The organism is Streptomyces sp. NPDC052036 (genome assembly GCF_040680495.1).
Taxonomy (GTDB): domain Bacteria; phylum Actinomycetota; class Actinomycetes; order Streptomycetales; family Streptomycetaceae; genus Streptomyces.
In genome coordinates this window covers 198,403-223,178 of record NZ_JBFAWW010000001.1, presented here as the reverse complement: position 1 = coordinate 223,178, position 24,776 = coordinate 198,403, and the positions used below count along the sequence as shown (strand labels likewise).

General features: G+C 68.6%; 26 protein-coding genes and 2 pseudogenes. 8 read left to right on the top strand and 20 right to left on the bottom strand.

Annotation, left to right across the window (positions count from 1 at the left end):
• Positions 1–525 precede the first annotated feature (525 nt).
• The 3 genes and pseudogenes from AB0L95_RS01125 to AB0L95_RS01115 all read right to left on the bottom strand — a co-directional run.
• Positions 526–771, bottom strand: coding sequence for a hypothetical protein (locus AB0L95_RS01125; RefSeq protein WP_365154954.1), 246 nt, complete (start codon positions 769–771; stop codon positions 526–528).
• A gap of 214 nt (positions 772–985) precedes the next feature.
• Positions 986–2,758 carry a hypothetical protein gene (locus tag AB0L95_RS01120; protein ID WP_365154951.1) on the bottom strand — a complete coding sequence of 591 codons (1,773 nt, stop codon included), beginning with the start codon at positions 2,756–2,758 and terminating at the stop codon, positions 986–988.
• A gap of 142 nt (positions 2,759–2,900) precedes the next feature.
• Positions 2,901–3,104: pseudogene (locus AB0L95_RS01115) on the bottom strand (IS5/IS1182 family transposase); the annotation flags it as partial.
• 196 nt (positions 3,105–3,300) lie between these two features.
• On the opposite strand from AB0L95_RS01115, the gene AB0L95_RS01110 reads away from it, so the two are divergent.
• The 5 genes from AB0L95_RS01110 (at position 3,301) to AB0L95_RS01090 (ending at position 9,744) form a co-directional block, all read left to right on the top strand.
• Positions 3,301–5,649: an ATP-binding protein gene (locus AB0L95_RS01110; RefSeq protein ID WP_365154948.1), complete on the top strand. Its 2,349-nt coding sequence runs from the start codon at positions 3,301–3,303 to the stop codon at positions 5,647–5,649.
• Positions 5,650–5,654: 5 nt separating this feature from the next.
• Positions 5,655–7,310, top strand: a complete 1,656-nt coding sequence (locus tag AB0L95_RS01105) for a DEAD/DEAH box helicase family protein (protein ID WP_365154946.1) — start codon at positions 5,655–5,657, stop codon at positions 7,308–7,310.
• Positions 7,307–7,906, top strand: coding sequence for a hypothetical protein (locus tag AB0L95_RS01100; protein WP_365154943.1), 600 nt, complete (start codon positions 7,307–7,309; stop codon positions 7,904–7,906). Before AB0L95_RS01105 ends, AB0L95_RS01100 begins: the two co-directional genes overlap by 4 nt.
• An 8-nt stretch (positions 7,907–7,914) precedes the next feature.
• Complete coding sequence (locus AB0L95_RS01095; RefSeq protein WP_365154940.1) at positions 7,915–9,231, top strand: sigma factor-like helix-turn-helix DNA-binding protein; 1,317 nt, start codon at positions 7,915–7,917, stop codon at positions 9,229–9,231.
• A gap of 324 nt (positions 9,232–9,555) precedes the next feature.
• Positions 9,556–9,744 (top strand): AbrB/MazE/SpoVT family DNA-binding domain-containing protein, encoded by a 189-nt coding sequence (locus AB0L95_RS01090; protein WP_365154938.1) that lies wholly within the window; start codon positions 9,556–9,558, stop codon positions 9,742–9,744.
• On the opposite strand, the gene AB0L95_RS01085 is transcribed toward AB0L95_RS01090, so the two are convergent.
• Together AB0L95_RS01085 and AB0L95_RS01080 are read right to left on the bottom strand one after the other, a co-directional pair.
• Positions 9,725–10,546 (bottom strand): very short patch repair endonuclease, encoded by an 822-nt coding sequence (locus tag AB0L95_RS01085; RefSeq protein WP_365154935.1) that lies wholly within the window; start codon positions 10,544–10,546, stop codon positions 9,725–9,727. The two genes, AB0L95_RS01090 and AB0L95_RS01085, sit on opposite strands and share 20 nt — an antisense overlap.
• Before the next feature lie 4 nt (positions 10,547–10,550).
• The gene (locus tag AB0L95_RS01080) at positions 10,551–11,939 is read right to left on the bottom strand and encodes a DNA cytosine methyltransferase (protein WP_365154932.1); all 1,389 of its coding nucleotides are present in this window, start codon (positions 11,937–11,939) and stop codon (positions 10,551–10,553) included.
• A 149-nt stretch (positions 11,940–12,088) separates the two neighbouring features.
• On the opposite strand from AB0L95_RS01080, the gene AB0L95_RS01075 reads away from it, so the two are divergent.
• A complete protein-coding gene (locus AB0L95_RS01075) occupies positions 12,089–12,898 on the top strand; it encodes an Eco29kI family restriction endonuclease (RefSeq protein ID WP_365154929.1) in 810 nt (269 codons plus the stop codon).
• Between the two features lie 40 nt (positions 12,899–12,938).
• On the opposite strand, the gene AB0L95_RS01070 is transcribed toward AB0L95_RS01075, so the two are convergent.
• Positions 12,939–13,253: a DUF317 domain-containing protein gene (locus AB0L95_RS01070; RefSeq protein ID WP_365156452.1), complete on the bottom strand. Its 315-nt coding sequence runs from the start codon at positions 13,251–13,253 to the stop codon at positions 12,939–12,941.
• Positions 13,254–13,372: 119 nt separating this feature from the next.
• On the bottom strand, positions 13,373–13,576 hold the full coding sequence (locus AB0L95_RS01065; RefSeq protein ID WP_365154927.1) for a hypothetical protein: 204 nt from the start codon (positions 13,574–13,576) through the stop codon (positions 13,373–13,375).
• 29 nt (positions 13,577–13,605) lie between these two features.
• On the opposite strand from AB0L95_RS01065, the gene AB0L95_RS01060 reads away from it, so the two are divergent.
• Together AB0L95_RS01060 and AB0L95_RS01055 are read left to right on the top strand one after the other, a co-directional pair.
• Positions 13,606–13,920 (top strand): hypothetical protein, encoded by a 315-nt coding sequence (locus AB0L95_RS01060; RefSeq protein WP_365154924.1) that lies wholly within the window; start codon positions 13,606–13,608, stop codon positions 13,918–13,920.
• Between the two features lie 18 nt (positions 13,921–13,938).
• Complete coding sequence (locus tag AB0L95_RS01055) at positions 13,939–14,289, top strand: hypothetical protein (RefSeq protein WP_365154921.1); 351 nt, start codon at positions 13,939–13,941, stop codon at positions 14,287–14,289.
• A 197-nt stretch (positions 14,290–14,486) separates the two neighbouring features.
• On the opposite strand, the gene AB0L95_RS01050 is transcribed toward AB0L95_RS01055, so the two are convergent.
• The 13 genes and pseudogenes from AB0L95_RS01050 to AB0L95_RS00990 all read right to left on the bottom strand — a co-directional run bounded on the left by AB0L95_RS01050 (position 14,487) and on the right by AB0L95_RS00990 (position 24,760).
• Positions 14,487–15,605 carry a DnaB-like helicase N-terminal domain-containing protein gene (locus tag AB0L95_RS01050; RefSeq protein WP_365154918.1) on the bottom strand — a complete coding sequence of 373 codons (1,119 nt, stop codon included), beginning with the start codon at positions 15,603–15,605 and terminating at the stop codon, positions 14,487–14,489.
• Positions 15,605–16,876 carry a DNA cytosine methyltransferase gene (locus tag AB0L95_RS01045; RefSeq protein WP_365154915.1) on the bottom strand — a complete coding sequence of 424 codons (1,272 nt, stop codon included), beginning with the start codon at positions 16,874–16,876 and terminating at the stop codon, positions 15,605–15,607. Before AB0L95_RS01045 ends, AB0L95_RS01050 begins: the two co-directional genes overlap by 1 nt.
• Entirely contained in the window at positions 16,873–17,736 is an 864-nt protein-coding gene (locus AB0L95_RS01040; RefSeq protein WP_365156449.1) for a hypothetical protein, read from the bottom strand. The genes AB0L95_RS01045 and AB0L95_RS01040 overlap by 4 nt, the downstream gene beginning before the upstream one ends.
• A 97-nt stretch (positions 17,737–17,833) precedes the next feature.
• Positions 17,834–18,301: a hypothetical protein gene (locus AB0L95_RS01035; RefSeq protein ID WP_365154912.1), complete on the bottom strand. Its 468-nt coding sequence runs from the start codon at positions 18,299–18,301 to the stop codon at positions 17,834–17,836.
• The gene (trpA, locus tag AB0L95_RS01030; RefSeq protein ID WP_365156446.1) at positions 18,294–19,091 is read right to left on the bottom strand and encodes a tryptophan synthase subunit alpha; all 798 of its coding nucleotides are present in this window, start codon (positions 19,089–19,091) and stop codon (positions 18,294–18,296) included. Before trpA ends, AB0L95_RS01035 begins: the two co-directional genes overlap by 8 nt.
• Before the next feature lie 38 nt (positions 19,092–19,129).
• Positions 19,130–19,600 carry a hypothetical protein gene (locus AB0L95_RS01025; protein WP_365154910.1) on the bottom strand — a complete coding sequence of 157 codons (471 nt, stop codon included), beginning with the start codon at positions 19,598–19,600 and terminating at the stop codon, positions 19,130–19,132.
• A 195-nt stretch (positions 19,601–19,795) separates the two neighbouring features.
• Positions 19,796–20,398 (bottom strand): hypothetical protein, encoded by a 603-nt coding sequence (locus AB0L95_RS01020; RefSeq protein ID WP_365154907.1) that lies wholly within the window; start codon positions 20,396–20,398, stop codon positions 19,796–19,798.
• Positions 20,399–20,532: 134 nt separating this feature from the next.
• Complete coding sequence (locus tag AB0L95_RS01015) at positions 20,533–20,802, bottom strand: XF1762 family protein (protein ID WP_365154904.1); 270 nt, start codon at positions 20,800–20,802, stop codon at positions 20,533–20,535.
• Positions 20,799–22,592 (bottom strand): TraM recognition domain-containing protein, encoded by a 1,794-nt coding sequence (locus AB0L95_RS01010; RefSeq protein ID WP_365154901.1) that lies wholly within the window; start codon positions 22,590–22,592, stop codon positions 20,799–20,801. Before AB0L95_RS01010 ends, AB0L95_RS01015 begins: the two co-directional genes overlap by 4 nt.
• A 96-nt stretch (positions 22,593–22,688) precedes the next feature.
• A pseudogene (locus AB0L95_RS01005) lies at positions 22,689–23,009 on the bottom strand (DUF317 domain-containing protein); the annotation flags it as partial.
• Positions 22,993–23,517, bottom strand: coding sequence for a hypothetical protein (locus tag AB0L95_RS01000; protein WP_208611264.1), 525 nt, complete (start codon positions 23,515–23,517; stop codon positions 22,993–22,995). The pseudogene AB0L95_RS01005 and the gene AB0L95_RS01000, both read right to left, overlap by 17 nt.
• Before the next feature lie 74 nt (positions 23,518–23,591).
• The gene (locus tag AB0L95_RS00995) at positions 23,592–24,413 is read right to left on the bottom strand and encodes a DUF317 domain-containing protein (protein ID WP_365154898.1); all 822 of its coding nucleotides are present in this window, start codon (positions 24,411–24,413) and stop codon (positions 23,592–23,594) included.
• Positions 24,404–24,760 (bottom strand): hypothetical protein, encoded by a 357-nt coding sequence (locus AB0L95_RS00990; protein ID WP_365154895.1) that lies wholly within the window; start codon positions 24,758–24,760, stop codon positions 24,404–24,406. The genes AB0L95_RS00995 and AB0L95_RS00990 overlap by 10 nt, the downstream gene beginning before the upstream one ends.
• Between the last annotated feature and the right edge of the window lie 16 nt (positions 24,761–24,776).

Sequence of the window (24,776 nt, the reverse complement as noted above, 5' to 3'; positions counted from 1 at the left end):
CGACGCTGAGGGTTGTCGTCGATGGGGGCTTGGCCTCGGCCGTGTCGTCAAGTAAGCCGGCCGACGTGTCGGTATGAAGACGCGAGAGGTGATTCACGGTCGCTCCGGTGACTACGGGGCTCAGCCCTATTCTGATGGTGAGCAGATAGTAGAAATTCCATGCGGCACATTGTCGTCGTCTCAACGGCGCGCAAGAACTCCTCTGAGAACAATTCCGCGCCCCAGTCACAGATAATCCCGGAATCTCAAATTTGTCGTCTCGGCTCTTGCCAGATAGGGCAGGGGGTTGTGTCGAGCCGAGGCTGTTCAGCGCCATGACTGCGCGACCGACGTGACGTCGGCCTGGTGTTCGTGCATCGAGGATATGACTGCGGTCGGCGACGTCGGTCTGGATGTCCAAGGCGCTGATGGGGATCTCGGCGGCGAGCCCGGCGTGCCGGGCCTGTGTCAGGAAAGCCTCAGCCTGAGTCTTGAGAAATACTCTCGGCGGAAGCGACTTCTCAGGTTCAGGTACCGCGGCCACCTCTACGGCGCAGTGCCGGGGCGGATTTTGGTGGCCGCATGAGTGGGTGTCGGAGGAGGATTATCCGGGCCTCGCGAGACGGCCGCTGCTTCGGTGGCACAGGCGACCATGGCGGTCAGCACGTGCGTGAGCGCCAGCGCAAGTCGTGGCAGGCAATCCAGACCCAGGACGGCGAGGCCGAACCAAAACCCGTCGCAGGCGGCCACCTGGCCGGCAAGCGAGACGAGCGAGGGGGCGGTGATCACCACAGAGCGCCTCCATGAACCTTCGGCGACCACGCACGCTGCTCCCGCCAGAGCCGCAGTGTGTCCCCAGCGACGTGCCCTGGGAGCGGAACGGCCTCGTGCCGCGATGGTGAGGCATGGAGAGCAGCGACTGTCCGGCGGCCGTGGAGCCGGGCGGGCCGCCCCGGAAAGCCGGAGGCGAAGAAGGGGACAGCCGAGGCCGTCGCACGATGTGGGCTCAGTCCAGCCCGTGTACCAGACGGGCGACGTCGTGTACTTCATAGGCACGTTTTGCCAGGCCGGTCGCGTACTGCTGCGCCTCGTCACTGCCTTGGGACAGCAATAGGCCGGATATGCCGAGCAGGCGTGCGCTACCCAGGCAGGCCACGTCCAGAGCGAGAGAGAGCATCTCGGGGGAGATGTCGTGGGCGGACAGAACGCCCTCGCGATAGCGGGTCATGTGGACGATCCCGACGGGAGTGCTGTGCGTGACTTGGCTGAGGAGGGAGTATGCCACGGGAATCCAGCCCGGCTCGGGATAGGGCGTCCCCATCAGCAGGAGCATCTTGTCGATCGACGGCAGCGGTTGACGACCCTTGGTGATCGTCTCCGGTCCCTCGACCACGTTATCGGGTGTCTTCAGCAACCTGGTGGCTGCGGCGAGGGCAACGCCGTTGCCGGCGAACGTGGCGATCGCGTTCTTCTTCTTCGCCCGGAACTCGTCGAAGTACTGGGTCGACCGCTGGACGAACGCGTCCTCGTCGTGCAGGTCCTGGGTCAGCCAGGTGAAACGGGCCGCTTCCTCCAGGAGCATCCGCGCGGCGAACACCGTGGTAACTGCTGCGTGATCGTCGAAGGTGTTCATCACGGTGGAGAATGTGGAATGGGCGCCGCCGTAGGCCAGAACACTCGCTAGCTTGGGATCACCGTGAGCCCACGGATCGACGGTCCAGCTGCCGACGAACTCCTCGTACTGGCGGACCGCGCGGATGACCGGACCGGCGTGCAGAACGTCCGGTAGTACCTCGTGATGCGCCACCAGGGTCTCGGGCCGCAGACGCCGCGTCTGCACCTTGGTCCTGACCTTGGGATTGACTACGGCCAGGGGTTTTGGGTCGCCTAGGCCGTGTACCACGCTTGCCGCAGTGACGACATCCCCGGTCAGCCGCATCAGTGTGCCCAGGAAGCCTGCCTGCTCGATTTCCGGCGGCCAGCACTCCGGCGCCGCCGCGCATACGCCGAGAAGGGTGACGGTGACTCCGACGGCAGCTACATGCATGAACAGCGCCTCGTGATCGGCTCGCAGATCATGCCCGGCGGCGCCGCCGGCGGCCAGGCTGCTCTGCAGACCCAACAGGTTGCCGTGACCGGCGTGCGCTAGCACCATCACCGCCCCACGCAGACCGGACACGACTAGCAAGCCCCGGGCGGCATTCAATAGGTCCTGGACGCTTCCGCCGAGCAGTGAGGTCGGCGCGGGCCGGGCTTGGGAGGAGGAGAGGAACAGGTCCAAGAGCTCTGTGGCATCCGGAAGGGACGGCGCCGCAAGCGCTTCCAAGGACGACCCCGTCAGGTCGGTCACGCCGTCCAGTGGAACGAACCAGCGGGCCAAGTTGGGGCAGGTCGCGTCGTGGGAGGCCAGATATCCGCAGATCCGGTTGCGTTCCTGAAGCATGCTGTCCAGCAGGCCCGGCCGCCTCTCAGCAGGCGATTGGGCAATCCACTGCCACAGCAGACCGTCATCGAACAGGCTGCGGGCCATGGCTCCCACGACGGTGCCGCCGATGCCGGAACCCAGTAGAGAATCCGCGCAGGCGTACCGCCAGCGCGCGTAAGGGAACGCAGCCTCGGCGAGGAACTGGTCGGCTGGCCCGTCGAAGTGGAAGACCGCGGGTAGCGTGTCCAGATGAAACCGCAAGGCTCGCGTCGCGGCCCGCAAGGATGCCAGCGACGGGCCGACCTCCCGCCCGTCCGGCCAGGTCCCCTCCGCCCCGGCCCACTTCTCGCCCACCCCTGCCCCTATCTGCCGCCACTGTCCCCGCGTCCTGCCGCGATTGTCCTCCAGGTGCGCAGTCGGCTGGAACCTTGAGCCGTGTCGCACGTGGGGTGGGCATGGTGGAGGCGATGAGGGGCGAGTGGACCATGGCCGGGCCGCGCCGGTGGGTGAAGGGGGTGAGCTGCTGCCAGCGCTTGTGGTCGGCGAGGGCGTGCTCGACAGGGATGCAGTCGGAGGAGTGCCAGTGGCGGTCGCGCTCCCAGCGTGGGTGCACAGGCAGCAGTGCGCTCTTGTTTGGCTTCCTGTGTGGTGTGATCACCTGGCCCGGGTGATCGCGCCTGAGACCGAGGTAGCCGTCGTTCCGTCACCGCCCGCTGTGCCAGTGCGCCTGATGGCCTACCTAGCGAGATTCCGAAAGCGGCAGACGAGTTGTCAGTGGCCGCCTATACCCTCGGGATCGATGCGTGGCTCGTCCGAGTCGGGCTGCTTCGCCGTGCACTGACGTACGGAAGCGGTTCTCGAGCGCGTCTGCTCAACCAGGAGAGGGTTCCGCCGGAGTGAAGATCACCCCTTCGGCCCGCGTGCTGCGCATGCTGGGCGAGATCGAGTTCGACGAGTGGCAGTGCGTGGCCGAGCTCGTTGATAACTCCTTCGACGACTTCAGCGAGATCGTCCGTTCCGGAGTGGAGTGGCCCGACGGGTACAAGGTCAGTGTGTCCTTGCCGTCCTCGGCTAACGGGGAACTCGTCATCGCCGACACCGGTCGGGGCATGACGTACGAGCGTCTGGAACGCGCGGTGCGGGCCGGCTGGTCCGGCAACGACATGCACGACAAGCTCGGCCTGTTCGGCATGGGTTTCAACGTGGCCACCGCCCGCCTCGGCAAGCGCACCCGCGTCCTGACTACGCGGCCCGGCGACAGCGAGTGGATCGGCGTCGAGATCGACCTGGACCACATTCAGGACGACTTCGAGGCGACGGACATCACCGAGCCGAAGAGTGACCCTGCTCAGCACGGCACGCGGATCGTCATCGACCGGCTGAACCGGACGCGGGCGGAGTGGCTGCGCCGCAACGGGCAAGCCCTCCGCAACATGCTGGGCTCCGTGTACTCGTGGATCCTGGACGCGCGCGGGTTCGAGCTCTACGTGGGCGGGACCCGGGTCAAGCCGGTCCGGCACTGCCGCTGGGGGGACGACCGTTTCGTGCTCTACAACGGCAAGGAACGCATCCCCGCGTACATCGAGATCGACGAGGAGCTCCAGGACGGGGTCGCCTGCTCCGATTGCGGTCAGTGGCAGCTGACTCACGGCGACGAATGCGCCGACTGCGGCAGTGAGAAGCTCACCGTCCGCAAACGCCGGATCTGGGGCTGGCTCGGCATTCAGCGTTACCTCCACAAGACCGACTACGGCATCGACTTCCTTCGCAACGGTCGCAAGATCCTGCGCTGGGACAGGCAGTTGTTCACCTGGAACAATCCCGACGGCGTTCCCGGCAATGAGGACCCCGAGTATCCTGTCGAGCTCGCCCACCAGGGTGGTCGCATCATCGGTGAGATCCACCTCGACCACGTCCCCGTGACCTACCAGAAGGACGCCTTCGAGTACGCGGACCGGAGCTGGCGCAGCGCTGTGGAACTGCTGCGTGGGGTGGCACCGCTCCAGCCCAAGAGGGCCGAGGCCCTCGGCTACCCGGAGAACGTGAGCCCGCTCGCCCTGCTGTTTAAGGGATACCGCCGTAACGACGCCGGCCTGCGCTGTCTGGTACCCGGTGACGGTCGCAAGCCCATCCACGATGAGACCCGCCGCTGGGGCAACGAGTTCCATAAGGGCAATCCGGAGTTCCAGACGGACGAACGCTGGTGGCAGGCGATCCTCGAACACGAGGAGAGCAAGAACAAGGGGAAGCAGGCCAAGACGACGGCCAGCGTCCCGAACCAGCCCGATGAGCAGGCGGTCATGGACGCCCTCGGCGTGCCCGTCGACGCGCCCGCCTCCGGCTCCACCCAGTCGACCGGCCCGGAGGCTGGCGGCGATGACACGACCACCAATCCGAAGGAGGCGAAGGGGAAGTCCGAGACCCGAAGCGAGCGCCTGGCTCGCTATGAGAACGCCTCGACACGGCACTCGTACCTCAGTCGCCCGTTCGGCCACCCCGACCTCGGCTACCTGAATGTCGAGACGCGCCTTCTCAAGAGCGGTGAGCCTCTCCTTGACGACCTGGGACAGGCCGTCCCGGTCCTGCTCGACCAGCGCGCGGGCAACGAACTCGCCGCCTTCGTTGATGCCGACCACGAGGTGTTCCGGCGGTTCGGCGCGGACTACGCCGATCTCCTCCTGGCCGAACTGGCACCTCTGCTAAAGGTTCGCGCGCGCTCCGAGTGGGGCCCGTCCCAGCTGGTCGCCGGCATCCGCTCTCAGTCCCTCAAGGAGAGCGCGCTGGACGGCACCACGGTCGGTGCGGAGGCCCGTGACCTGCTGAACGAGATCCGCAGCCGCACGGTCGCAGAACTCAACCGCTCCGGTGAGTATCGCCAGGTCTTCGGCCACCTCAGCGAGGAGGAGAGGACGGCTGTCGAAGAGTCGATGATCGCCTCTGGTCGTGTCGGCCAAGTTGGACGCTTGGGCCAGGATGCCGAGTTCATTTCCTACCTCCCCGCACTGGCGCTCGTTCGCCTGGTGGAGGCGATGCCCGAGGCGTTCCTGGACCGCCGAGTCTTCCGGGGTCCGTACGCTGATGTGAAATCACCATCCGCGCGCTCCCTGAGCCTGGCCCGTGTCACGGGCTACCTGGCTGACGTGGCAACCATCGGGACCTTCGCCGGTGAGGCCACCGTCCTCCAGCTCCAGCGTGCCCGCCTCAGCATCACCCTGCTCGCTGACGAGCTGGCCGGTGAAGAGTGAACGCCGTGTTCCTGTCCCCCGCCGAGCTGCGGGACGGTGGCCCGGCGGGACTGACCAAGGCACTCGAGCGAACTCTGTGGCACCTGGGGTTCCATGACGTTCGTGTCGTGGATGGCGCCAACGACCACGGCGCGGATCTCCTCGCCGTCCGGAACCGCGAGCAGTGGGTGTTCCAGAGCAAGTGGAAAGCGCACGGCATGGCGGACCACGCCGGCGTTGACGACCTCGAGCGGGCCCGTATCCACTACCGGGCGGACAAGGCCGTCTTGGCGACCAATACGAACATCACCGGGCCGGCCGAGGCGCGCCGCCGCGCCTTGGCCGGTGTCGGCGTTGACATCGCGCTGTGGCACGGTGCCACGCTCGCGACAATCGGTGAGCGCATGCCGGAGCGCGTGCCGAGCCCTTACAAGCTGAGGTGCTATCAGGCCGAGGCGGTAGAGGCCATCGAGCGCGACCTCGCGGCCGATGGCTCGGCGCTCCTCGTTCTGGCGACCGGATTGGGCAAGACGGTCGTCGGAGGAGAGGTCATCAGCAATCTCCTGAAGTCCCGTCCGCAGGCCAAGGTTCTCGTGGTGGCGCACATGCGAGACCTCGTGGAACAGCTCGAGAAGGCGCTGTGGCGGCACATCCCGAAGACCGTTCCCACCCGCCTCCTTACCGGTGAGAGCAAGCCCAGGGACTTGGCCGGAGTGGTGGTCGCGACCGTCGAGTCGGCGCTGACCGCTACGCGAAACGGCTACCGTCCTGACCTCGTCATGATCGACGAGACCCATCACGTGGCCGAGACCGGCAGGTTTGCGGAACTCCTCGATCTGTGTTCGGCTGCGGCGCAATTCGGCGTGACCGCCACCCCTTGGCGCGGTGACAAGTTCGACATCACGGCGCGATTCGGCTACCCCAGCTTCACCATGGGCATCGCCGAGGGCATGGCAGCGGGCTTCCTGTCCGCCGTTGACTACCGACTGTATGCCGACGGCGTCGACTGGGACGCCGTCAAGGAGATCAGCCGCCACGGCTACTCGATCAAGGATCTCAACCGGCACCTCTTCCTCCCCCAACGGGACGAAGAAATCGTCGAGCACCTGCGGGCGGCCTGGCGGGAGACCGCCGAACCCCGCGCCATCGTCTTCTGCCAGACGATCGAGCACGCCGAACACATGGCGGAGCTCCTCTCGGTCTCCGACCCGCAGTGGGTCAACGCCTCCTATCTCCACAGCGGCCTGCCCAAGCGTCACCGCAACGTCCTGCTGAACGAGTTCCGCCTTGGGCGTGTTCCGGTCATCACCTGCGTCGACGTGTTCAACGAAGGCGTCGACGTGCCCGATGTGAACCTCATAGCGTTCCTGCGCGTCACCCACAGCCGAAGAATTTTCGTGCAGCAGCTCGGCCGCGGGCTGCGCCTCAGCCCCAGTAAGAAGGCGCTCAAGGTCCTCGACTTCGTGACAGACATCCGACGCGCCGCCGCAGCCCTGAACCTTCGCCGGACCCTGGAGGCCACCGAGGCCGAACACCTGGAGCTCCCCCACGCCTCCCGGATCGAGTTTCAGGACGAGACCGTCGGCTCCCTCATGGACATGTGGATCGAGGACGCCGCCAACCTCGAGACCGCAGCGGACGAGGTCCGCCTCCAGTTCCCCATGCCGAAAGGAATCCTGTGACCGACTACAAGATCCCGACTGAGGTCGAAGCCGCCGTCCTCACCCGGGTCTTCGAGCAGGCCGCCGAGGCCGACTGGCTCAACCTGCAGGACAGCGATCGCACCCGCCTCTACCAGCAGTGGACGGACGACCCGGAGGTCGGAGGTCGGCTGATCGGATTCGTCGGCATGGCCGCGAACGTCCGGCCGTGGCTCAAGGACGGTCCGATGAAGGAGTACCAACGGGCCCGCCGGGGCGTGGGCAAATACGCCAAGTACGTGAAGAGGCCCGCCGCGACGATCGACGAGATCATCGCGAAGACGCTGGGAGGGGAGTGGGAGATAGTTCCTCGATCCAAGCGGCAGAAGCCGATGCGAGCCAAGGTCCGCAGGGTCGGCTCGGAGGACGACGAACTGCACTTCGTGGCCGGTCCCGACGCGAGCTTCAAGCACTTGGTGTGGCCCGCCATCCTCGACCGATCTGGTGGCGAGACCGCGCCGTGGACGATCTGTGTCATCGATCCCTTCCTCAACCCCCTCACACGCGAGGACAAGGCCCAGCACGAGCGTCTGGCCAAGTTCCTGGGCGTGAGGATTATCTACTTCAATGAGATGTAGAGGCAGTCATGTTCGACGAGGGATGGATGATCCAGGCATGGCACTCGGGATTCGACAACCGCGCCCGGGCCATCGTCGAGGCCCGAGCGGCGGGCCGTACCTTGGAGGAGGCCGGGGCCGAGTTCAGGGTGACCCGGGAGCGGGTGCGACAGATCATCACTCAGCGGCAGCAAAGTCTTGCCGCCATGACCGATATAGCCCACCAAGGGTGGCGTGAGATTCTGCGGGCTGTCGGCGCGGCGCCCGCCGTCCGTAGAGAAGTCTTCGCGGCCGCCCTGGGAGTGAGAGACCACGTCGTTCTGGAGTTGCTCCTGTTGGAGGCCGGCCTGAAAGCCCCGCACACGTGGGCTGGCCCCCTACGGGGTTGGTGGACCGCCCACCCAGACTCGCTTGATGCCGCGCTGCGCCGACTGGTGGCCAGCGCGCCCCTGGCTGGCGACGGGCTCCGCGAGGCGGCCCGTACGGCAGGCGTGCCCGAGGGGATCCCCCTGGCAGGTCTTCTCGACGATCCCCGCTCCAAGGTCGCTTCCAACACGGACGGGCACTGGGTTCGCCGCAAGGCGAGGGGACGCGATTCCGCGTACCTGTACCTGCTGGAGGCCGGTCGCCCCTGTACCACCGAGGAGCTGCTCAAGCCCATGTCCGTGGCGACGGAAAAGGCGGCGCGGGAGGCACTGCGTCGTGATGACCGGTTCGTTCTGAGTCGGCCCGAGGGCTTCTGGGCCCTGGCCGAGTGGTCACACCTGCGCCTCACCCCGTTCAGCAACGCCGTCGAGGCCCTGGTCGCGGTGGTCACCGAACACGGGCCAATCGCCCGAGGATCCCTCTTCGCGAAGGTCACGGAGCTGTACCCCGTCACCGCGTGGCGGCTCACGCAGTGTCTGCTTAGCGACCAGATAGGCGAAACCGCCGACGGCCTCATCGACCTGGTTACCCGTGGCGCCCAGCCGATCGAGGAGGCGGAGCCAGCACAGCCGGCCACCATGGCCGTCCACGGTGATGTGCTGGGCGCCCGAATTCCCGTTGACCGCGATGTCCTGCGTGGAAGCGGAGTGCGAGTGAACTCCTGGCTGACCTGGCGCCTTGGCCTCCGCCAAGCCCCTATGAGCCGCACGTTCGCCAGCTTCGGGGGGCACGCGCCCCTCACCGTCCGCCGCGGCACGAGCTTCGCTCAGGTCTCCAGCCTTCGCCGTCACGCTCTCGAACTCGGAGTGGTCGATGGCTGTGTCCTCGCCCTCGTCCTGAACCTCAGGGAGGGCACTGCCCAGGTCCACCACGGTTGCGAGGAGGAAGCGTGTCCGGCGAGGGCCACGTCCTCGACCTGATCAGGGTCTTCTGACAGCTCGAAGCCTCGTGCGCGCCGGGGCGGTGAGCGATGACATTGCAAGTAGCGACGCACCCCGACTCTCGCGCGCAACGCGATCGAGCATGGTCACGGCCCTTCGCGGGTCATGGACGGTAAACGGCTTGTGGAGAACGTCGTGGAGGTCCGGAATGGCAAGGAGTGACCCGCTCGCCCTGGACATCACTAAAGAAGTGGATGGCAAAGGCCGTTTGCGCGCGTCGAGAGCGACCAGCACGTCGGAGGGGTGACGGGAGCACCCCGAATTCCCAGGTGGGGGTTGGGGCGGGGATGAGACACTATGTCGATGATCCAGGACCCGCAAGAAGTGACGATCCGCGACGACGGCACCGTCGTACTGCCCATCAGTCTTCTTGCCCAAGCCGGCCTCAACCCGGGCGAGAAGGTGCTAGCTGCGAGCACGGACGAGGGGCGGATCGTCCTGCGGCGTCTGACGGACGCCATCGACGACCTGCTCAGTGGCCGTCCCCTCTAGCGGGAGCGTCGACGCTTGTGGGCTTAGACCTCGCCTCCGCCCGCCGCGCTTGGACCTCGTGGGCGATCAGCTCGGCCGCCGACTCCAGGGCCTCGTGCTCCCAGACCCGGATCACGGCCCAGCCTGCGGAGCGGAGAGCCTCGGTGGTCTCGACATCCCTGTTCTTGTTGCCCTCGATCTTGTCCCGCCAGAACTCGGCGTTCCTTGTCGCGGCACGGTAGTGCTCGGGACAGCCATGCCAGAAGCAGCCGTCCACGAACACCGCGACCCGGGGACCAGGGAACACGAGGTCCGCCCGGCGCCGGATATCGGGAATGGGGCGCGTATCCACCCGGTAACGCAGGCCGCGTCGGTACAGCAGTTTCCGCAGGGCGAGCTCTGGACCGGTGTTCTTGCCGCGATTGGCGCGCATCACGGCGCGAACGCTGGTGGAGGACGCCTTGGAGTCGGCCGGCAGTGGCCGATCACTCACCAGGCCCATCTCCCGGGCCTGGCGCCACGCCTCGGCGAGATTCTCCCCGCGAGTGGCACTGTCCACTTCGCAGACATAGCGCTCCTGTGTACCGCCGTCCTGCGACCAGCGGATATAGGCCCGGATGCGCCGTGTCCGCCGGTACAGCTTGAGGGTGATGGAGGCGCGCGCGTAGCGGCCGTCGCCGAGGGCGACGGCGCGCCGGTCACGACCGCCAGCGGCGCGGTCCTGTTCCAGCGTCGGAGCGGCGGAGCCCGCCTGTCGCTTGTACGCGCGTTCGGAAGGAAGGCTCTCCTTCCAGTGCCCGGCGCGCCCTGTCGGCCGAGGCATGGCGTTACTGACCCGCCGTATCCAGGGCGTCGGCGACGGCCCTGGCGAAGAACTCACCGAGGACCACCGGGACGGCGTTGCCGAGCTGCCGCATCTGCTCCCCACGGGGGCCGGAGCCGATCCACTCGTCGGGGAAGGTCATGACTCGGGCGGTCTCGCGGACGGTCATGTAGCGGTGGCGATAACGCCATCCCCCCGGAGACGTTGGGTCCTCCAACCTCTTGTCGAGCTCCATGACGGACTCACCGCCGGGGACACCGTGAACGCCGGCCTTGACGGTCTTGGCGGGGCGATCGAGTTCGTTCGGGGTGTGGCCCTTGTAGATCCTCGCGCCCGGCCAGCCGATGTGTCCGGGGAACCTCTCCCCGCCGAAGTCGTGCTTCTCATCGAGGCGGGTCAGGTCGACCTTGGGAAGGGCCGGGAGCCCGTCGTCAGTGCCGTAGCCCTCGATGGCATCGCGGAGGGTACGCCAGGGCAGGCACTTGTCCTCCTTGATCACCTCGGGCAGGCGCGCCATGACACGCTCCTTGACGTGGGGGGGGACGTCATGGCGAGCCCAGTAGGAGCCGTCTCGCATGGAACGATGGAGGGCGTCGTCCGAGTAGCGGCGCCTCCTCACGTGCGCCGCGAAATCCCTGACGATGTCGACGCCAAGGTCGGCGCGGAAGGCGACGATGACGACCCGGTTGCGGATTTGAGGGACGCCGTAGTCCGCCGCGTTGACGGGGAACGCGATCACCCTGTAGCGGTCGGCGCTCCTGTCGTCAACGGGGAGGCCGCCGTCGATGTCCAGCTTGTGTCCCGCCGGGTCCGGATCGCCGAGCGCCTCCATGAGCGCGCCGTTGTGCTCCTGCCAGGTCTTCCTGGGGTCGCGCTCCATGAAGGGCAGGCGCAGCTCGTTCCTGATGTACTCGAAGTAGCCGCTGAACGACGGGCGCAGGAGTCCTCGGACGTTCTCGCAGATCACGGCCTTCGGCCTCATCTCGCGGACGGCGTTGAACACGGCGGGGAACATGTTCCGCTTGTCCTCGTCGCCCTTGGCGACACCCCCGGCGCTGAACGGCTGGCAGGGAGGGCCGCCAGCGAGGACGTCGACCTCGCCCTCGAACTTCCGAAGATCCAGGTCGCGCACGTCTCCCGGGTACAGAGGCGCGGGCTCGCCGACCTTCGGCGGAACGGGAGTCGTCTCCCTGACCTCCACGAGCCCGTCATCGCCGAGAGTCCTGCGGGCGCTGGCGAGGAGTGTCTCGCAGGCCCGCCTGTTGAACTCGTTGAACAGGAGCGGGCGGAATCCCGCGCGGTGGACCCCCATGGCGAGGCCACCCCCGCCCGCGAACAGCTCCACGCTCGTGCGGCTGCGAGGGATCTTGGTCTCTTCTGGCTGGTCACCCATGGCTGAATCGTACCGCGGAGGCGCTGGGAATCGGAGCGCTTCACTCGAACGAGTGATCGATGAGTGGGGAAGCTCATAGAGTAGGCCGCGACCCAGATCCCAGGAAAGAGAGAAGGATGACGCGAAGCAGCGGGGCGGACGGTCGCGGGGTGTTCCACGACGACTTCCGGCTGAGTATCACCAAGGCCCTGGGAGACCAGCTCGCTCAGGCGCTGAGAAGCCTCGGGCGGGCACCCCTCAGTGAGGAGAGCCTGGCCAAGCTGGAAGAGCGGCCGGGAGTGTACCAGCTCTACGTCAACGACGCGTTCGTCTATGTGGGAAAGGCGGACCGAAGGCACAAAGGACTCCCTGGGCGACTCCGCAACCACCTGCGCAAGCTGTCCGGCCGGCGCAACCTCGACCTCGCCGATGTCACCTTCTCGTGTCTGTACGTGGATGAGGACTTCTCCGCCCTCGCCCCCGAACAGCTCCTCATCAACCACTACAAAGAGCGGGGCGGGATCCCGTGGAACAACAGTGGATTCGGGAGCAAGGATCCCGGGCGCAGGCGTGACACGACGGTCCTCAAGAAGGACCACTTCGACGTGCAGTACCCCATCAACCTTGACGCACTTGTCCAAGGGGTCACCCCCGGGACGAATGATCTGCGGGCCTTTTTGAAGAAGCTCAAGGCCGGGCTGCCCTACAATTTCCGGTACGTCGAGCCCCCGTGCGCGGCGGACGTCTCCGTCGAGGCGCCGGACCGTCCCCTCACGGCGGACGAGGCGTTCCGCCTGGTCTCCGCCGCCTTGCCCGTTTCCTGGCAGATCACAGCGCTCCTGAATTACGTGATCATGTATGAGGAGGACGAGCAGTACAAGAGCGCGTCGCGCTATTACCGTGCGGGTGAGGTAGTTGATCAAGAGCCGGAGAAGTCCTCGGCACCTCTGACACCCGAGGACCTCGGCGACATCGAATAAGGACCACGAGTCGACGTCGCTTTAGCAGGGCATGCGCCCGTCATCCGGGCGCATGCCTCATGATCCCTCCTGCTAGTGGCGTGTGCCCGTGGTCTTCCACTGGGGCGGGAACGCACCGTGAGCCGTCGGCCGATCTGCAATCGATTGGAAACATCAGAGGGTTCGGCCGTTCATGTGGCCAGCCGTTGCCGTCCGCATAGCCGGTGGCGTGGTGCCGAGTCACGCGTGGCGCCTCGCGCGGTGCGCTGTTGGTCTGGCAGGTGCAGGTTTTATGAGCGAGGTTGTCGGCGAGGTCGGCCAGGAGCGCGGCGGGGGTGTAGAGGGAGGCCGTGACGGTCCAGGTGGGGTGGTGGATGCTGCGGCCGACTCAGATGGTCCAGGTGACGAGTGTGCTGTTCGGCTGCTGGGCGGCGATGGCGTCGAACTGGATGTCGGCGTCCCCGGACAGGTTCATCCAGCGGATCCAGCGTCCGTCTACGGTGTGTTCCAGCCGGCATCGGTGAGGGGCGTCGTGGCGGCGGTGACGGTTTTCTCGTCAAAGGGGCTACCGATGGCGGTGTCCCATGCGTCGCCCGCGGCGAGGTGGTGCGGCACGGTCTGGAGCATGGGGGCGGGGGTGGTGCCGGCCGCGGTGAGGTGCCACATCCGGTCGGAGACGGGCGTCTCGTACGCGGCCACGGTCCAGGCAGTCTCGCGGGGTGGGCTTCGTGGACGCGCTCGATGCGCAGGGTCTGGGATTCATGGATCGCGTGGGTGGTGTCGTCGGACCAGGTGCGCCACTTCTCGAACTCGCCGTGCCGGTCGAAGAAGGCGTCGAGGAGGGCGTCGTGGTCGTCGACATCGGCCAAGTAGACGGCGACGGTCTCCGGCTCCGGGCGGTGAGGCCCGGGTTTCGCTGCGCCGAGGTCCAAGGTGGCGCGGGCCTCGACGGCGGCGCGCTCGGCGTCCGTCAGGGGTGCCGGACCGGAGCGCATGTCGGTGCAGTGGACCTTCTCGAAGGCGAGCAGGGCCTGAGCGGGTGAGTCGAAGGTGCCGGCGACATGGCGCAGGTGGTCCTCGCCGTGGAGGTAGACCGACTTGCCGTTACGGCCGAGGTACGTGCCGACCGCGACGGTGGTGTGGCCGTCGTGGGCGTGTGCGTGGATGAGGAGATGGCCGTAACGGATGTCGTCGTGGATCTTCTGCGCCTGGTTGGAGACCTCGCGGATCTCGCTGCGGGTGCACCACGGCATCGGATAGTCCGCCCAGGTCCATTCCTCGTCCATGGCCTCCCGGAGTCGAGGGGTGATTTCGACGGTGATGCCGCCGGCGGACAGTTGATTGGCTGCATCCTCAGCCCAGTAGGGCTCCTCGTGGTCGATGCGGGCCAGGACCAGGATGTTGTCGGCTAGGACGGCCCAGTCGGCTGCCTCCAGAGCCATGAGAGCGATGCGGGCCTGGCTGCCGGTCAGGACAGCGGTCACGGCGCTGGGATGGGTTGGGTGGGTGTCGAGGCGGACGTGAGCGTCGATGGAGGTAGTCACGTTGGGTGTCGTCTCTTCTGCCGGTGGCCGGGCCTTCGGGTCCGGCCACCGGCGTGAGTGGGGTGCTATCGGATTGCTCGCGCGGCGCGGGCGGCGTGAGCGGCCGTCGTGGTCGGCGGGCCGGCGCGAGTGGCGGGTGCCGGGCGCGGCCCTGGTGGCGGGACAGTTCCGGTGGCGTGCTGCCAGCGGGTGCGAACGGCGCTGATGTCGGCGAGGGAGCGGCGGGCGCCCACCACAAGCTGGAACGGGGTGTTCGCCGGGTCTCCGGCGTACGCCGAGATGCGCCGGCCAGCGTGATCGGCGGTGGCCAGGAGGGAGCGCTGTAGGGCACGTTCGCCCCAGTGCTCCACGGAACCGGCCGGTTCGGCCAGCAGGCGGAGCACCTCGTCGGGTTCACTCGCGTTGTCGAGTAGGCCGCGCTGTTGGGCCTCCCATAGGACGGTGACGGGGTCGACGGGCTCGCGGCGGCGGGCCAGGGCGGTCAGGCATTGCCACAGGCCGGCGTGCAGGGGCCGGGTGAGGTCGTCGGGGAGCAGCCACCGGACGGACTCGATGGAGGCGGGGTGGGCGGTGGCGGTCGCGAGCATCAGTTGCTCCTCCTCGACCGCCTCGGTGTGGTCGGTGGTGATGGCCGGCGGCGGTGCCGCGGTGCGGGGCAGCACTCCGGCGCGCGGCGGGAACCGGCTCGCGATGTCGTCCACGACCGCGGTGAGCGCGTCGGCCTCGGCGAGCACTGTCTCGACTGGGTGCGGGTGGGTGGCGTCGTCGACGCTCTGGATGAGGCGTTCGGCGGCCGTCTGCAGGCGTCGGCGGGCGTGTTCGGCCTCGACCATCCGTGCGTAGGCCGGTGCGTGGCGGGGCCAGGGGCAGACCTGGATGAGGGTGTGCAGGTAGGAGGCGGTCAGTCCGCGCGCCTGTTCGCGCCCCGTGGCGAGCACTTGGTCGAGCCATTTGGTGTTCTTCGCGTGCTCGGCGGGGTCGGGCGGAGGCAGGGTGCTGATGGCGGTGAACAGGGCGGCGTGCGCGGCGGTGGAGAACGAGTCGGCGGCGATGCCGGTCACGTCGCCGAGGCGGTGTGGATGAAGGAGGAGGGCGCCGAGGAGGGCCTGCTCGACGTGGAACACCGGCTGCGGCGGTGCGATGGCGTCGAGGTGGTCTTCTTCGGGTTCGGGGACGTGGGGCATCAGGCTGCGAGGGTGAAGTCGTCGGGGTTGACGGTGACGCCGAGGTGCGGGGCGAGGAGGTGGCCGGCGAGCAACGGCGGTACGGCGTTGCCGATCTGGGAGAACTGCTGGCCCTTGTTGCCGGCCCAGGGGTAGTCGGCGGGGAAGGTCTGCAGGAGGCCGGCCTCGCGGGCGGTGATCCGGATCGGCTCGGGTACCACTGGCGTGTCCGTGTCCTCGGTCGGAGGCGAGGCTGGTTCGGCGACCCAGGTGCACTCGTTCGCGCGGTGCCCGAAGAACAATGTGCCCGCCGGCTCGGACAGCGGGCGGACGGTGGCGTTCGCTTGGTTGTTGCTGCGCAGGGACCAGGACCAGCGGTGTGCGTCGGCGGTGAACGTCGGCGCCGGAGCGTCGGCGGTACGGTTCTGGCGTGTGCCGTGCCGTGCCTTCCAGCCAGTTCCTTCGCGGCGGGACTGCAGGAGCACACCGTCCGGCCTGGGCATCCAGGTGCCGCGCTCCCGGGCGTCGGAGAGGGACTTGCGGGAGCCCGAAGGGAACGGTTCGGGTCCGCCGCCGGGTCCGCCGCCGGCGCAGACGGTGGGAACGGGCCGGTCAGTCGCGCCCCATCCGAGGGCCTCGGCCATGCTGACCCAGCGGGCGCGGCCCGGACCGAACAGCGAGTCAGGCTCGGCGACTTGGGCGTGGGTGGGCGTGGGAGGCTGTGCCGTACGGACCCGGGAGGCGATCAGGATCGCTCGCCTGCGCGTCTGTGGAACGCCGAAGTCGGCGGCGTTGAGGATCCCGTACCAGACCGAGAAACCCCAGCCGCGCAGAACGGCCGCGTACTGCTTCCACAGCGGCAGAACGTCCGGCACCTCCTCCATCGCGACCCACTCGGGCTCTCCGACCGTGTTTAGGGCATGCAGGTAGCGCATCGGCTCGGCCGCGAGCAGGGAGCGCTCGTCGCGGCAGGCGGCGAGGAGACGCTCGCGGGTGTCACGGCCGACGGCGAGGTCCTCCACCGCCGTGTGCACCAGCGGCTGGTCGAGCAGGCCGAGGCGTTTGCCGGCCATGCTCCATGCCTGGCACGGCGGGGAGGCGATCAGCCCGTGCGTGCGGCCGAGGAAGGGCCACGTCGGATACATGGCCAAGTCGGTGCGGATCGTCAACTGTCCAGCGGCCACACGGGTTTTGCAGGCCCACTCGTCCCATTCCAGGCCGACGTCGCGCACGCCGAGGACGCCCAGTGCCCTGCTCCAGCCGCCCGGCCCCGCGAAGAGGTCGAGTATCACGTGGCCAGCCCGAAGTCGTCGCGGGTCAGCGCCTCCGCGTCCCCGCGGCACGCCCAGGGGGAGCAGCCGTCCACGACGCCGTTCTCCAGCGCGTCGGCTTCGTCCGTGTCAATGCGCAGTGCTGCCCGTTCGGCGGCGGTGACGTGGTCGATCGGCGCCTGGCTCAGCGGGACGCGGGAGCGGTGCAGGAACGCCTCGCCGAGCAGTCGGCTGCCCGAAGCGTTGGCGCGGGCATTGCCCTGCCGGATGGCCGCATCGAATTCGACGACGTCCGCCCACTCGGACGGGGATGTGTCCCTGATATGCCTCCACTGCGCATTTCCGTGGAACGGGCATCCCAGGCAGCTCGATTTCGGTGTATCGGCCAGCCCGAGCGAGGTCAGGTAACGAACACAGTCCGCTCTGCTCCAGCCAAGGTCCAGGAGTGGATGCCGGTTGCGCATGTATTTCACGTCGGCGTCTTTGGCGCGGTGGAACTCGTCGGTGGAGATCCCCACCCACTGCTCGACAAACACGCCCTTGGGGACGCGCGAGGGGTAGGGGTGTCCGAGTAGTTCGCGCACCTTCTGCTTTATTGGTTTCACCTTATATTCGCCGGTGCACTGCCTGCGGGTCATGCCAGGCCGCCCGTCCTTGTTCAGGACGTGCAGGGGCATGGAGGCGAATCGGTGGTCCGGGTTCAGGGCATCGCTGCGAATGTTTCCGGATGAGACGCGGAGGACCGCTATACCGGCGGTCTTGGCTATCTCCTGTTCCAGTCGGTCCAGGTGGGCGTAAACGGCTTTGGGTTCCCATCCAGTGTCGGCGAATATCGCGTAGTCGACCTTCGGGAGGATCCCTTCGGCTGAAAGGGCGAGCAGGGTGCTGGACTGAACTCCCGCGCCCAGGGAAAGGGCACGGAATTGAGGCTGATCTGAAATGGTCTGTCCTGGAGGTGGGGAAATGGGGGGCGCGCCCTCAATGAGGCTGGTGCGCCAGCCGGCTGGGAGGGATCAGCCGGTCGCGGCGTATGGCGTGGTGGAGGGTGGGGATGCGGTCGAGGAGGTCGGTGGCCGACTCGATGAACTGCTGTGGTGAGGGGCGGATGAGGACGGCCGACCCCGTCGTGGCGTCGGCTCGGCGGCGTTGGTTCTCCACGGCGCGGGCGAGGGCTGCGGTTAGTTCGGCGCTTGCGTCCTGGGCGGCCTTGGCGATCTGCGCGACGTGGTCGAGGAGAAGCAGCTCCCCGGCTGTGGTGTGCGGCGTGTGCTGGGCGAGGTCGAGGAACAGCCGCAGGGCGGCGCCGACGATGCGTTGGGCGTCGGTGATCCGCGCGGCCAGCGCGTGTGCGTGGCCGATGTTGTTGGTGCACAGGGCCTGGTGCAGGGTGAGGGCGTCGGCCGTGATCCGGTCGAGGGCCTCGGTCGGGGCGGAGCGATCAGGCACGGGTCTCCGCGAGGGTGGTCGGGTGCAGGGCTCGGGCGAACGCGGCCGTCAGGTCCGGGGCTTGGGCCGGGTCGGTGGCCAGGGCGCGGACGACGGGGGTGCCGATGACGACGGCGTCCACCAGTGGGGCGATGCGTGCGGCGAGGGCCGGGGTGGAGATCCCCACTCCCGAGACCACGGGCAGTGGGCTCGCGGTGCGTAGCCGCTGGGTGAAGCCGGCGAGCGCCGGGATGTCGAGAGGCCCTCGGTAGCCGGTGGGAGCCGTGCTGGCGGGTGCGTAGAGCCATCCGGACCCGCCGGCGACTGCGGCCGGGAGGAGCGGGTCAGGGGTGGTGCGGGGGATGAGGCGTGGGGTGCGAAGGCCCGTCTCCCGTGCGGTTTCTTGCCAGCGGGCCGCTTGGTGGGCGGGCAGGTCGACGATCATCACGCCGTCGGCGCCGGCGTCGGCGAACACGCGGGCCACGTACGCGGGGCCGTGGCGGCTCACGGGCTCCCAGTAGGTCATGACAACGGTCGGCCGGAGGCTGGCGGCGTGTTCGACGGCGCGCACCGCGTGGTCGAGGGCGTTTCCGCTGCGCAGGGCGCGGTGGTAGGCGACCTGAATGACGGGACCGTCGAGGGCTGCGTCCTCGGTGGGCAGGCCGACCTCGAACAGGTCGGCACCTGCGTGCGCGAGCTGATCGAGGTGCTGGCGCTGTGCGGTTGCCGGGTGCAGGCCGGCGGGGACGAACACGCCCAGCGCACAGGATTCTTGGGTGAGGTAGGTCTGGAGGAGATCGGCGGTGGCCAGGTTGGTGCCTTTCCCGGCGGGTGGGCTGTCGCCGGAGGTCAGCGGCGGCGCCCGGCCGGTGGAGTCGTGGGCGCGGGTGGGCTCGCGGCGTGGCGCGATTGCGGGGCAGGCGGCACGGGCGCGGCCGGAGGGCTGCTGAAGGCGGGTGCGACGGCGTCGAGGGTCTTGGCGACCTGCTGAGCCTGGTCGCGGGCCTCCCGGAGCTGCTCGGCGACGGTGTCGGGGAGCCGGTCCCATTGGGCCTGGTACTGATAGCGCTGGATCATCTCGATGGCGTTGCGCAGCTGCTCGGCGAGCTGTTGCAGGATCGCGGTCTGCTGCTCGGGGGCGGTCGCGGTGTGTGTGACCTGCAGCAGCGCGTCCAGGGCGGTGGGCAGCGGATCGTCGTCCGTGGGAAGGCCGTAGAGGCGGGCGTGCAGTGCTTGGGCGAAGACCGTCACCGGGCCGCCGCAGGAGCCGTGGTCATACTCGGCTGCTGCCTGTCGGCGGACGCTGAAGCTGACGGTCACATCACGGGGAGCAGCGCCGGGGCGGATCTGGTCGGCAAGCGCGCAGGCGAGGTCATGCGCGCTCGGGGTGTCGGATGACGTGGCAAGACTCCAAGAGGTATAGCGGTCAACGGCTGGAGTGCGAAGGTGTGTACCGCCGCGCGCCCTTGGCCGCAGCTCGGCGATCGTTCACACCCCGACCACACCCGCGGGGGGTCAGCGGGTGCGACGACGGGTCGAAGGCGTGGTCGGCGTGCGGGGGGCGGCAGCTGACGGGCGGCGGGGAGCGGGAGGGATGTCGGCCGGCGTGGGGATGCCGAGGTCGACGCGGACACCGAGACCGTGGGTGTAGGCGTGGGTTTCGGCAGCTGTCACGGCGCCGAGCAGGCCGCGCTCGTCCAGCCCGTCCGGCGGGCGATAGGAAGAGCCGTTCGCCACCGGGGTGAAGCCGTGCTGCTCCAGGAGGGAACGGGCGGCGGCGGTCCTGGCCGTCACCGCCACGGTGCCGGCAATGAAGTGGAAGCGAATCTCCTGATCGGCGACGGGACTGTCGGGGCTCCAGCGGGTCGTCCAGCAGAGATCGACCAGGTCGTGGGTGTGGGCCAGGAGCCCGTACATCGCGATCCCGGCACGCTCGTGCGCGTCCTGGGCAGTGCCCGGCGGCAGCAGGTAGAGCGTGCGGCCGAGGTGCTCCCGGGCGAGGAACCCGGCCTCGGTCAGCAGCCGGTCGGCATCGCGGATACGGCGGTTGACGACGATGAAGGTGTGCCCGTCGTCGGTGGACCCGATGAACACATCGGGGAAGTCCAAAAGAGACACGGTGGTCCAGGGGGATCGGGGAAACGGGATCTGGCGGCTGTTTCAGCGGACCCGGCGAGCCTGCACGTGGTGGTACCGCGCCTGCTGAGCGGGACGGCCGCGGCGATGACCGCGTCCAGCGCTGCTGACGGACGTCATGTCGTCGCGTTCGTAGGATGCATAGTGTTGGCGTTGCGTGTGCCGTCACTGGCGGTGCGGGTGACTTCGAGGGTGGTGCCGTCGTCCAAGTGGCGGGCGACAGGGCGGCCGACCACGGCCACGGCGCGCAGGATGTTGGCCTCGTCGGCGGCACTGAGAAAGAAGATCTGTCCGGCGGGCGGCGGGTGGTGCCGGTGCCAGAGGCGGACGAGTTCCTTGGCATCGCGGGAGCGGACGGGCACCAGGTGCAGGCGCGATTCGCTCACGCGGCGGGCCCGAAGTCGGACTGGACCGGTGCGTGCTTGGCGATGGCCCGGGCGGTGATCGCCTTGGATGCGCGGTCGGACGCCGCGGACAGTTCTGCCGCGCCGGGCTCTTGGTACCACGGGCGCAGGTCGAGCATGGCGGCGGGCAGACCGGTGGCGAAGCAGAGGGCCGTGCCCTTGGGCAGGGCGCGGATCTCGTCGGCGGGCAGGATCCGCTGCTGTCGCATCGACACCGAGGTCGACTTGCCGGACTCGGAGTGCGAGGTCGAGGTGGTCTCGACGTCGTGGTCGCCGATCAGGCGGGACAGCTTGTCCGCGAAGTCGGGGTCGTCGATACCGGAGCCGATGACCTTGACGGTCGAGGCGGACCACATGGCGTCCATGCCGGCGTCCCCCCAGACCTTCTGGCCCTGGCGGTAGGACTGCAGGATCGTGATCGGGATGATGCCGCGCGACCCGAGGTGCGAGTACAGGTCCGGAAGGTCCGAGATCTTGCACACGTTGGCGGCCTCGTCGAGGATCGCGAGCATGGGCGGGTCGAGGCGTCCTCCGGCGCGTTCGGCCTGGGCGGTCGCGGCCCGCATCACCGAGTCCGCGCACGCGGCGATCAGCGCCGAGGCTCCGCCTCCGCCGTCCTTGCTGAGCAGGAAGAGGGTGTCGGTGGAGGTGACGAACTCGGACGGCTTGAACTCGGGGACGTTCTTCTGCGGGGTGACCCAGGCGGCGATCTCGCTGTTGAGCAGCGCGGCGGCGTACTGGCGGGCGGTCTCGTAGATGCCGTCCCGGGTTTCCGGCGGTCCTTCCACGGTGCCCTTGAGCTGGGCAGCGACGGCGGTGAATCTGTGGTCGCGGAGGATGTCGAGCGGGGTGCGGTCGGCGGGGAAGGCTAGCCACTGCATGACGTCGGTGATCGGCCCCTCGTCCAGGGCCGCGGCGAGGAAGAGCTGGGCGAGGATGTTGGATCCGGCCTTGGACCAGAAGTCGCCCTGCTGGGAGGCGTCCACGGAGGCGGCGAGGAAGTGGCCGGCCAGCCGCCCGGCGCCGTCGAGGGTTTTGGCGTCCGCCAAGGGGTTCCACCACATCTCGCGTGCGGCGTGCGCGATCTGCTGCGGGTCCATCGACCACACCCGTCCCACCGCGGCGCGGGCGTCGTAGGTGGCGGTGAACGCATCGCCGGCGGCCTTGTTCGAGGTCAGCAGGACCGGGCCGGGCGCGGCGAGGATGGAGGGGATCGCGAGCGAGGTGGTCTTGCCCGAGCGGGGCGCCATGATGGCGACGGCCACGTCCTCGTAGCCCATGCGGATCTCCTGCTTGGTGCCCTGAAGGTTGCCGAGGAGGATGCCGGTGTCGCGGGCCTCGATGTGCTTGGCGTCCTTCAGGCTCGGGCGCAGGGAGCGGGCCTTGGCGGTGATCGCCTTGGCCATCATCGGTTCGATGTCCCGGGCCTTGGCCATGCCGGTGATCTTCTTCTTCCGGCCGCCGCTGCGGTTCTTGTGCCGGGCCCACAGGATGCCCGCTGTTGTCCCGAGCGTCAGGAGGAGGAGAACGGGCACGACGCGTGCCCCGATCAGCAGGGATGTTTCTCCCGCGTGGGGCCAGAGGCGCTGGGGGTGGAGCAGGGCGGTGGTCGGCTGGTACGGCGCCCAGCCGCCTCCGGTGAGGTAGGCGGTGATGTTGCCGGACAGCCAGGCGAGGTGGGACAGGGGGACGACGACGGCTGCGACTCCGATCAGGAGGCGCAGGACGATGTCGTACCCGTCGGTGGAACTGTTGGAGGAGGTGGGGGGCAAAGAGTTGCGTGCCTTCCGGGCGGGGCGGGGCATTCAGCGGCTGCGGCTGTTCCTGGCCGGCGGCTGGCGCGGCGGGCCTGGAGTTGCCGGCGGGACGTCGCTGAAGGCGGCGGTGAGTTCGACCGGGGTGCGGGCGCCGAAACTCGCGTACCAGGCGGGCCGGTTCGCCTCCGCCGCGTGATTGAGGTTCCACCACTGTCCGTCGGGGTCGGGTTCCAGGCGCAGGAGGGCCTTCTGGTCCGGGCTGGAGAGCAGGACGCGGGGCATCAGGGGGTCGTTGCCGTGGCTTCAGCCGCAGGTACGGTGCAGGGGGACGGTGATCCAGGCGGGGTCACCGCCGCCGGCCACGTGGCGCGGCGTGATGAAGTCGACCTCGACGGTCTCGGGGGTCGGGGCGTGCTCACTTCCGTGCGGCAGCTCGCCGGTCGGGCGCGGTGGCCGGGGCCGGTGTCGGTGTGGGAGCCAGGGGTGAAGGGGCTTTGCGGGCGGCCGTGTTGATCTCGCGGAGCGCCTTGCCGTGGGTGGCCCAGTCGTCGAGGTAGCTCCACGATTCGGCGTGATGTGCGGCGAGTGCGTCGTCGAAGTCCGGGGTTCCGGGCTTGGCGGTGGCGGGGAGGGCGTCGCGGGTGACCAGCCATTGCTCGTGCAGTTCGTCGAGTCGGTCGAGGGCGTCGCGCAGGACGCCCAGCTGGTAGACCCAGCGGCTCTGCACGTTGGTCTCCGGCAGGTGGGCCAGTTGCGTTTCGGCCGTGGCCAGCAGGTGACGGGCGCCGTACCGGAGCGGCTCGAATGCCTCGGCGGTGTCGGCGTCGCGCTGGCTCGCGCGCCTTCCGTAGGCGTGGTCGTCGTAGGGCCATCCGTCGAGGTCGGTGTGTTCGTCGGAGTAGGCGTCCCAGGCGTCGAGGATCTTCTTGCTGTCGCTCACGTAATGGTCGAGGTGACGGAGGAGGGCGCGGTGGGCGCGGTGATCGGCGGAAATGGGAAAGGGGTCCTGTCGGTTCAGCGGCGGGCGGCCGGCTGGGCGGTGTGGGCCGGCGCCGGGGTCGGTGCGGGTTTCGTCTGCTGCTTGCGGGCGGAGCGTGCCCGGGCGCGGAGCGACTCGATACGGGCAGTGTGGGCGTCGACCACCTGCTGCGGGCGCAGCGGGCTGGGCTCCTGCACGGCGCTGTAGTGGCCGGTACGGTCGTACATGCCGCGCTGGAGCGGGCTGCGGTCGGCCAGCGCGGTGAGGAACGCTCCGACGAGGTGGGCGGGGACGTCCTCGTCGAAGTAGGCGTGCCAGATGCGCGGGCCGGGGAACTGCCCGTCGCCGGGCTCGCAGGTCTCAACGTGCCAGGACGACCGGCCACTGAATTCGCTCAGCGGGCGCAGTTCGATGTGGCACATGGAGTCCGGCGAGCGCGCCGTACCAGCCGAGTCGCGGTGCCAGCCCGCCGAGGTCACCGGCTGCCACGGGTCTGGCTGTTGTGGCGGCGGGGCGATGAGGGCGTCGGTGAAGCCGGCGAGGACCTCGGCGGGCACGAGTTCACCGAACTCGGCGTACCAGCCGGGCTCGGTGTCGGTGGGCTCGGCCCGCAGCCGCCACCACGCAGAGGTGGCGGACTGCGGGTCGAACTGGAGGCTGTGGCGAAGGTCGGGACTGCGCAGGACGATCTCGGCACTCAAAGGGTCGGAGACGGCGCTCCATCCGGCGGCGGCCAAGCCGTGGGTGACGTGGCGGGCATCCCCGGGGCCGGCGAGATGGCGGGGGCTGGTGTCGAAGGGGATCCGCCAGGCGTGCTTGTCGGCGAACCCGGCGAGCTGCCGTCCGCTCAGCGGCACCGACCGCACCCCGGCTCACTCGAGGCGGCGCTGACGATCACCTTGCGCAGCTCGTCCAGGACGTAGTGGAGCATGTACTGGTCGGTCTGCACCCACGCCGCGGCACGCAGCTCGGTGACCAGATCACTGATCTTCTCGCTGCGCGGTGTGTTCGGGTGGCTCTGTACGGCGCGGGCGAGGGCGCGCAGGGTGTCACCGAGCTGGATGGGCAGGCCGGTGTATTCGTCGAGGAGGGGCTCGACGAGGGCGAGGGCCTCCTGGGGGTCGGGGTTCTCGCGCAGGTATTCGGTGAGGCGGCAGAGGGTGTCGGTCGCGGCGCGGATGGTGTCCGGGGTGAGTACGGGCACGGGGCTCCTCGGGGGG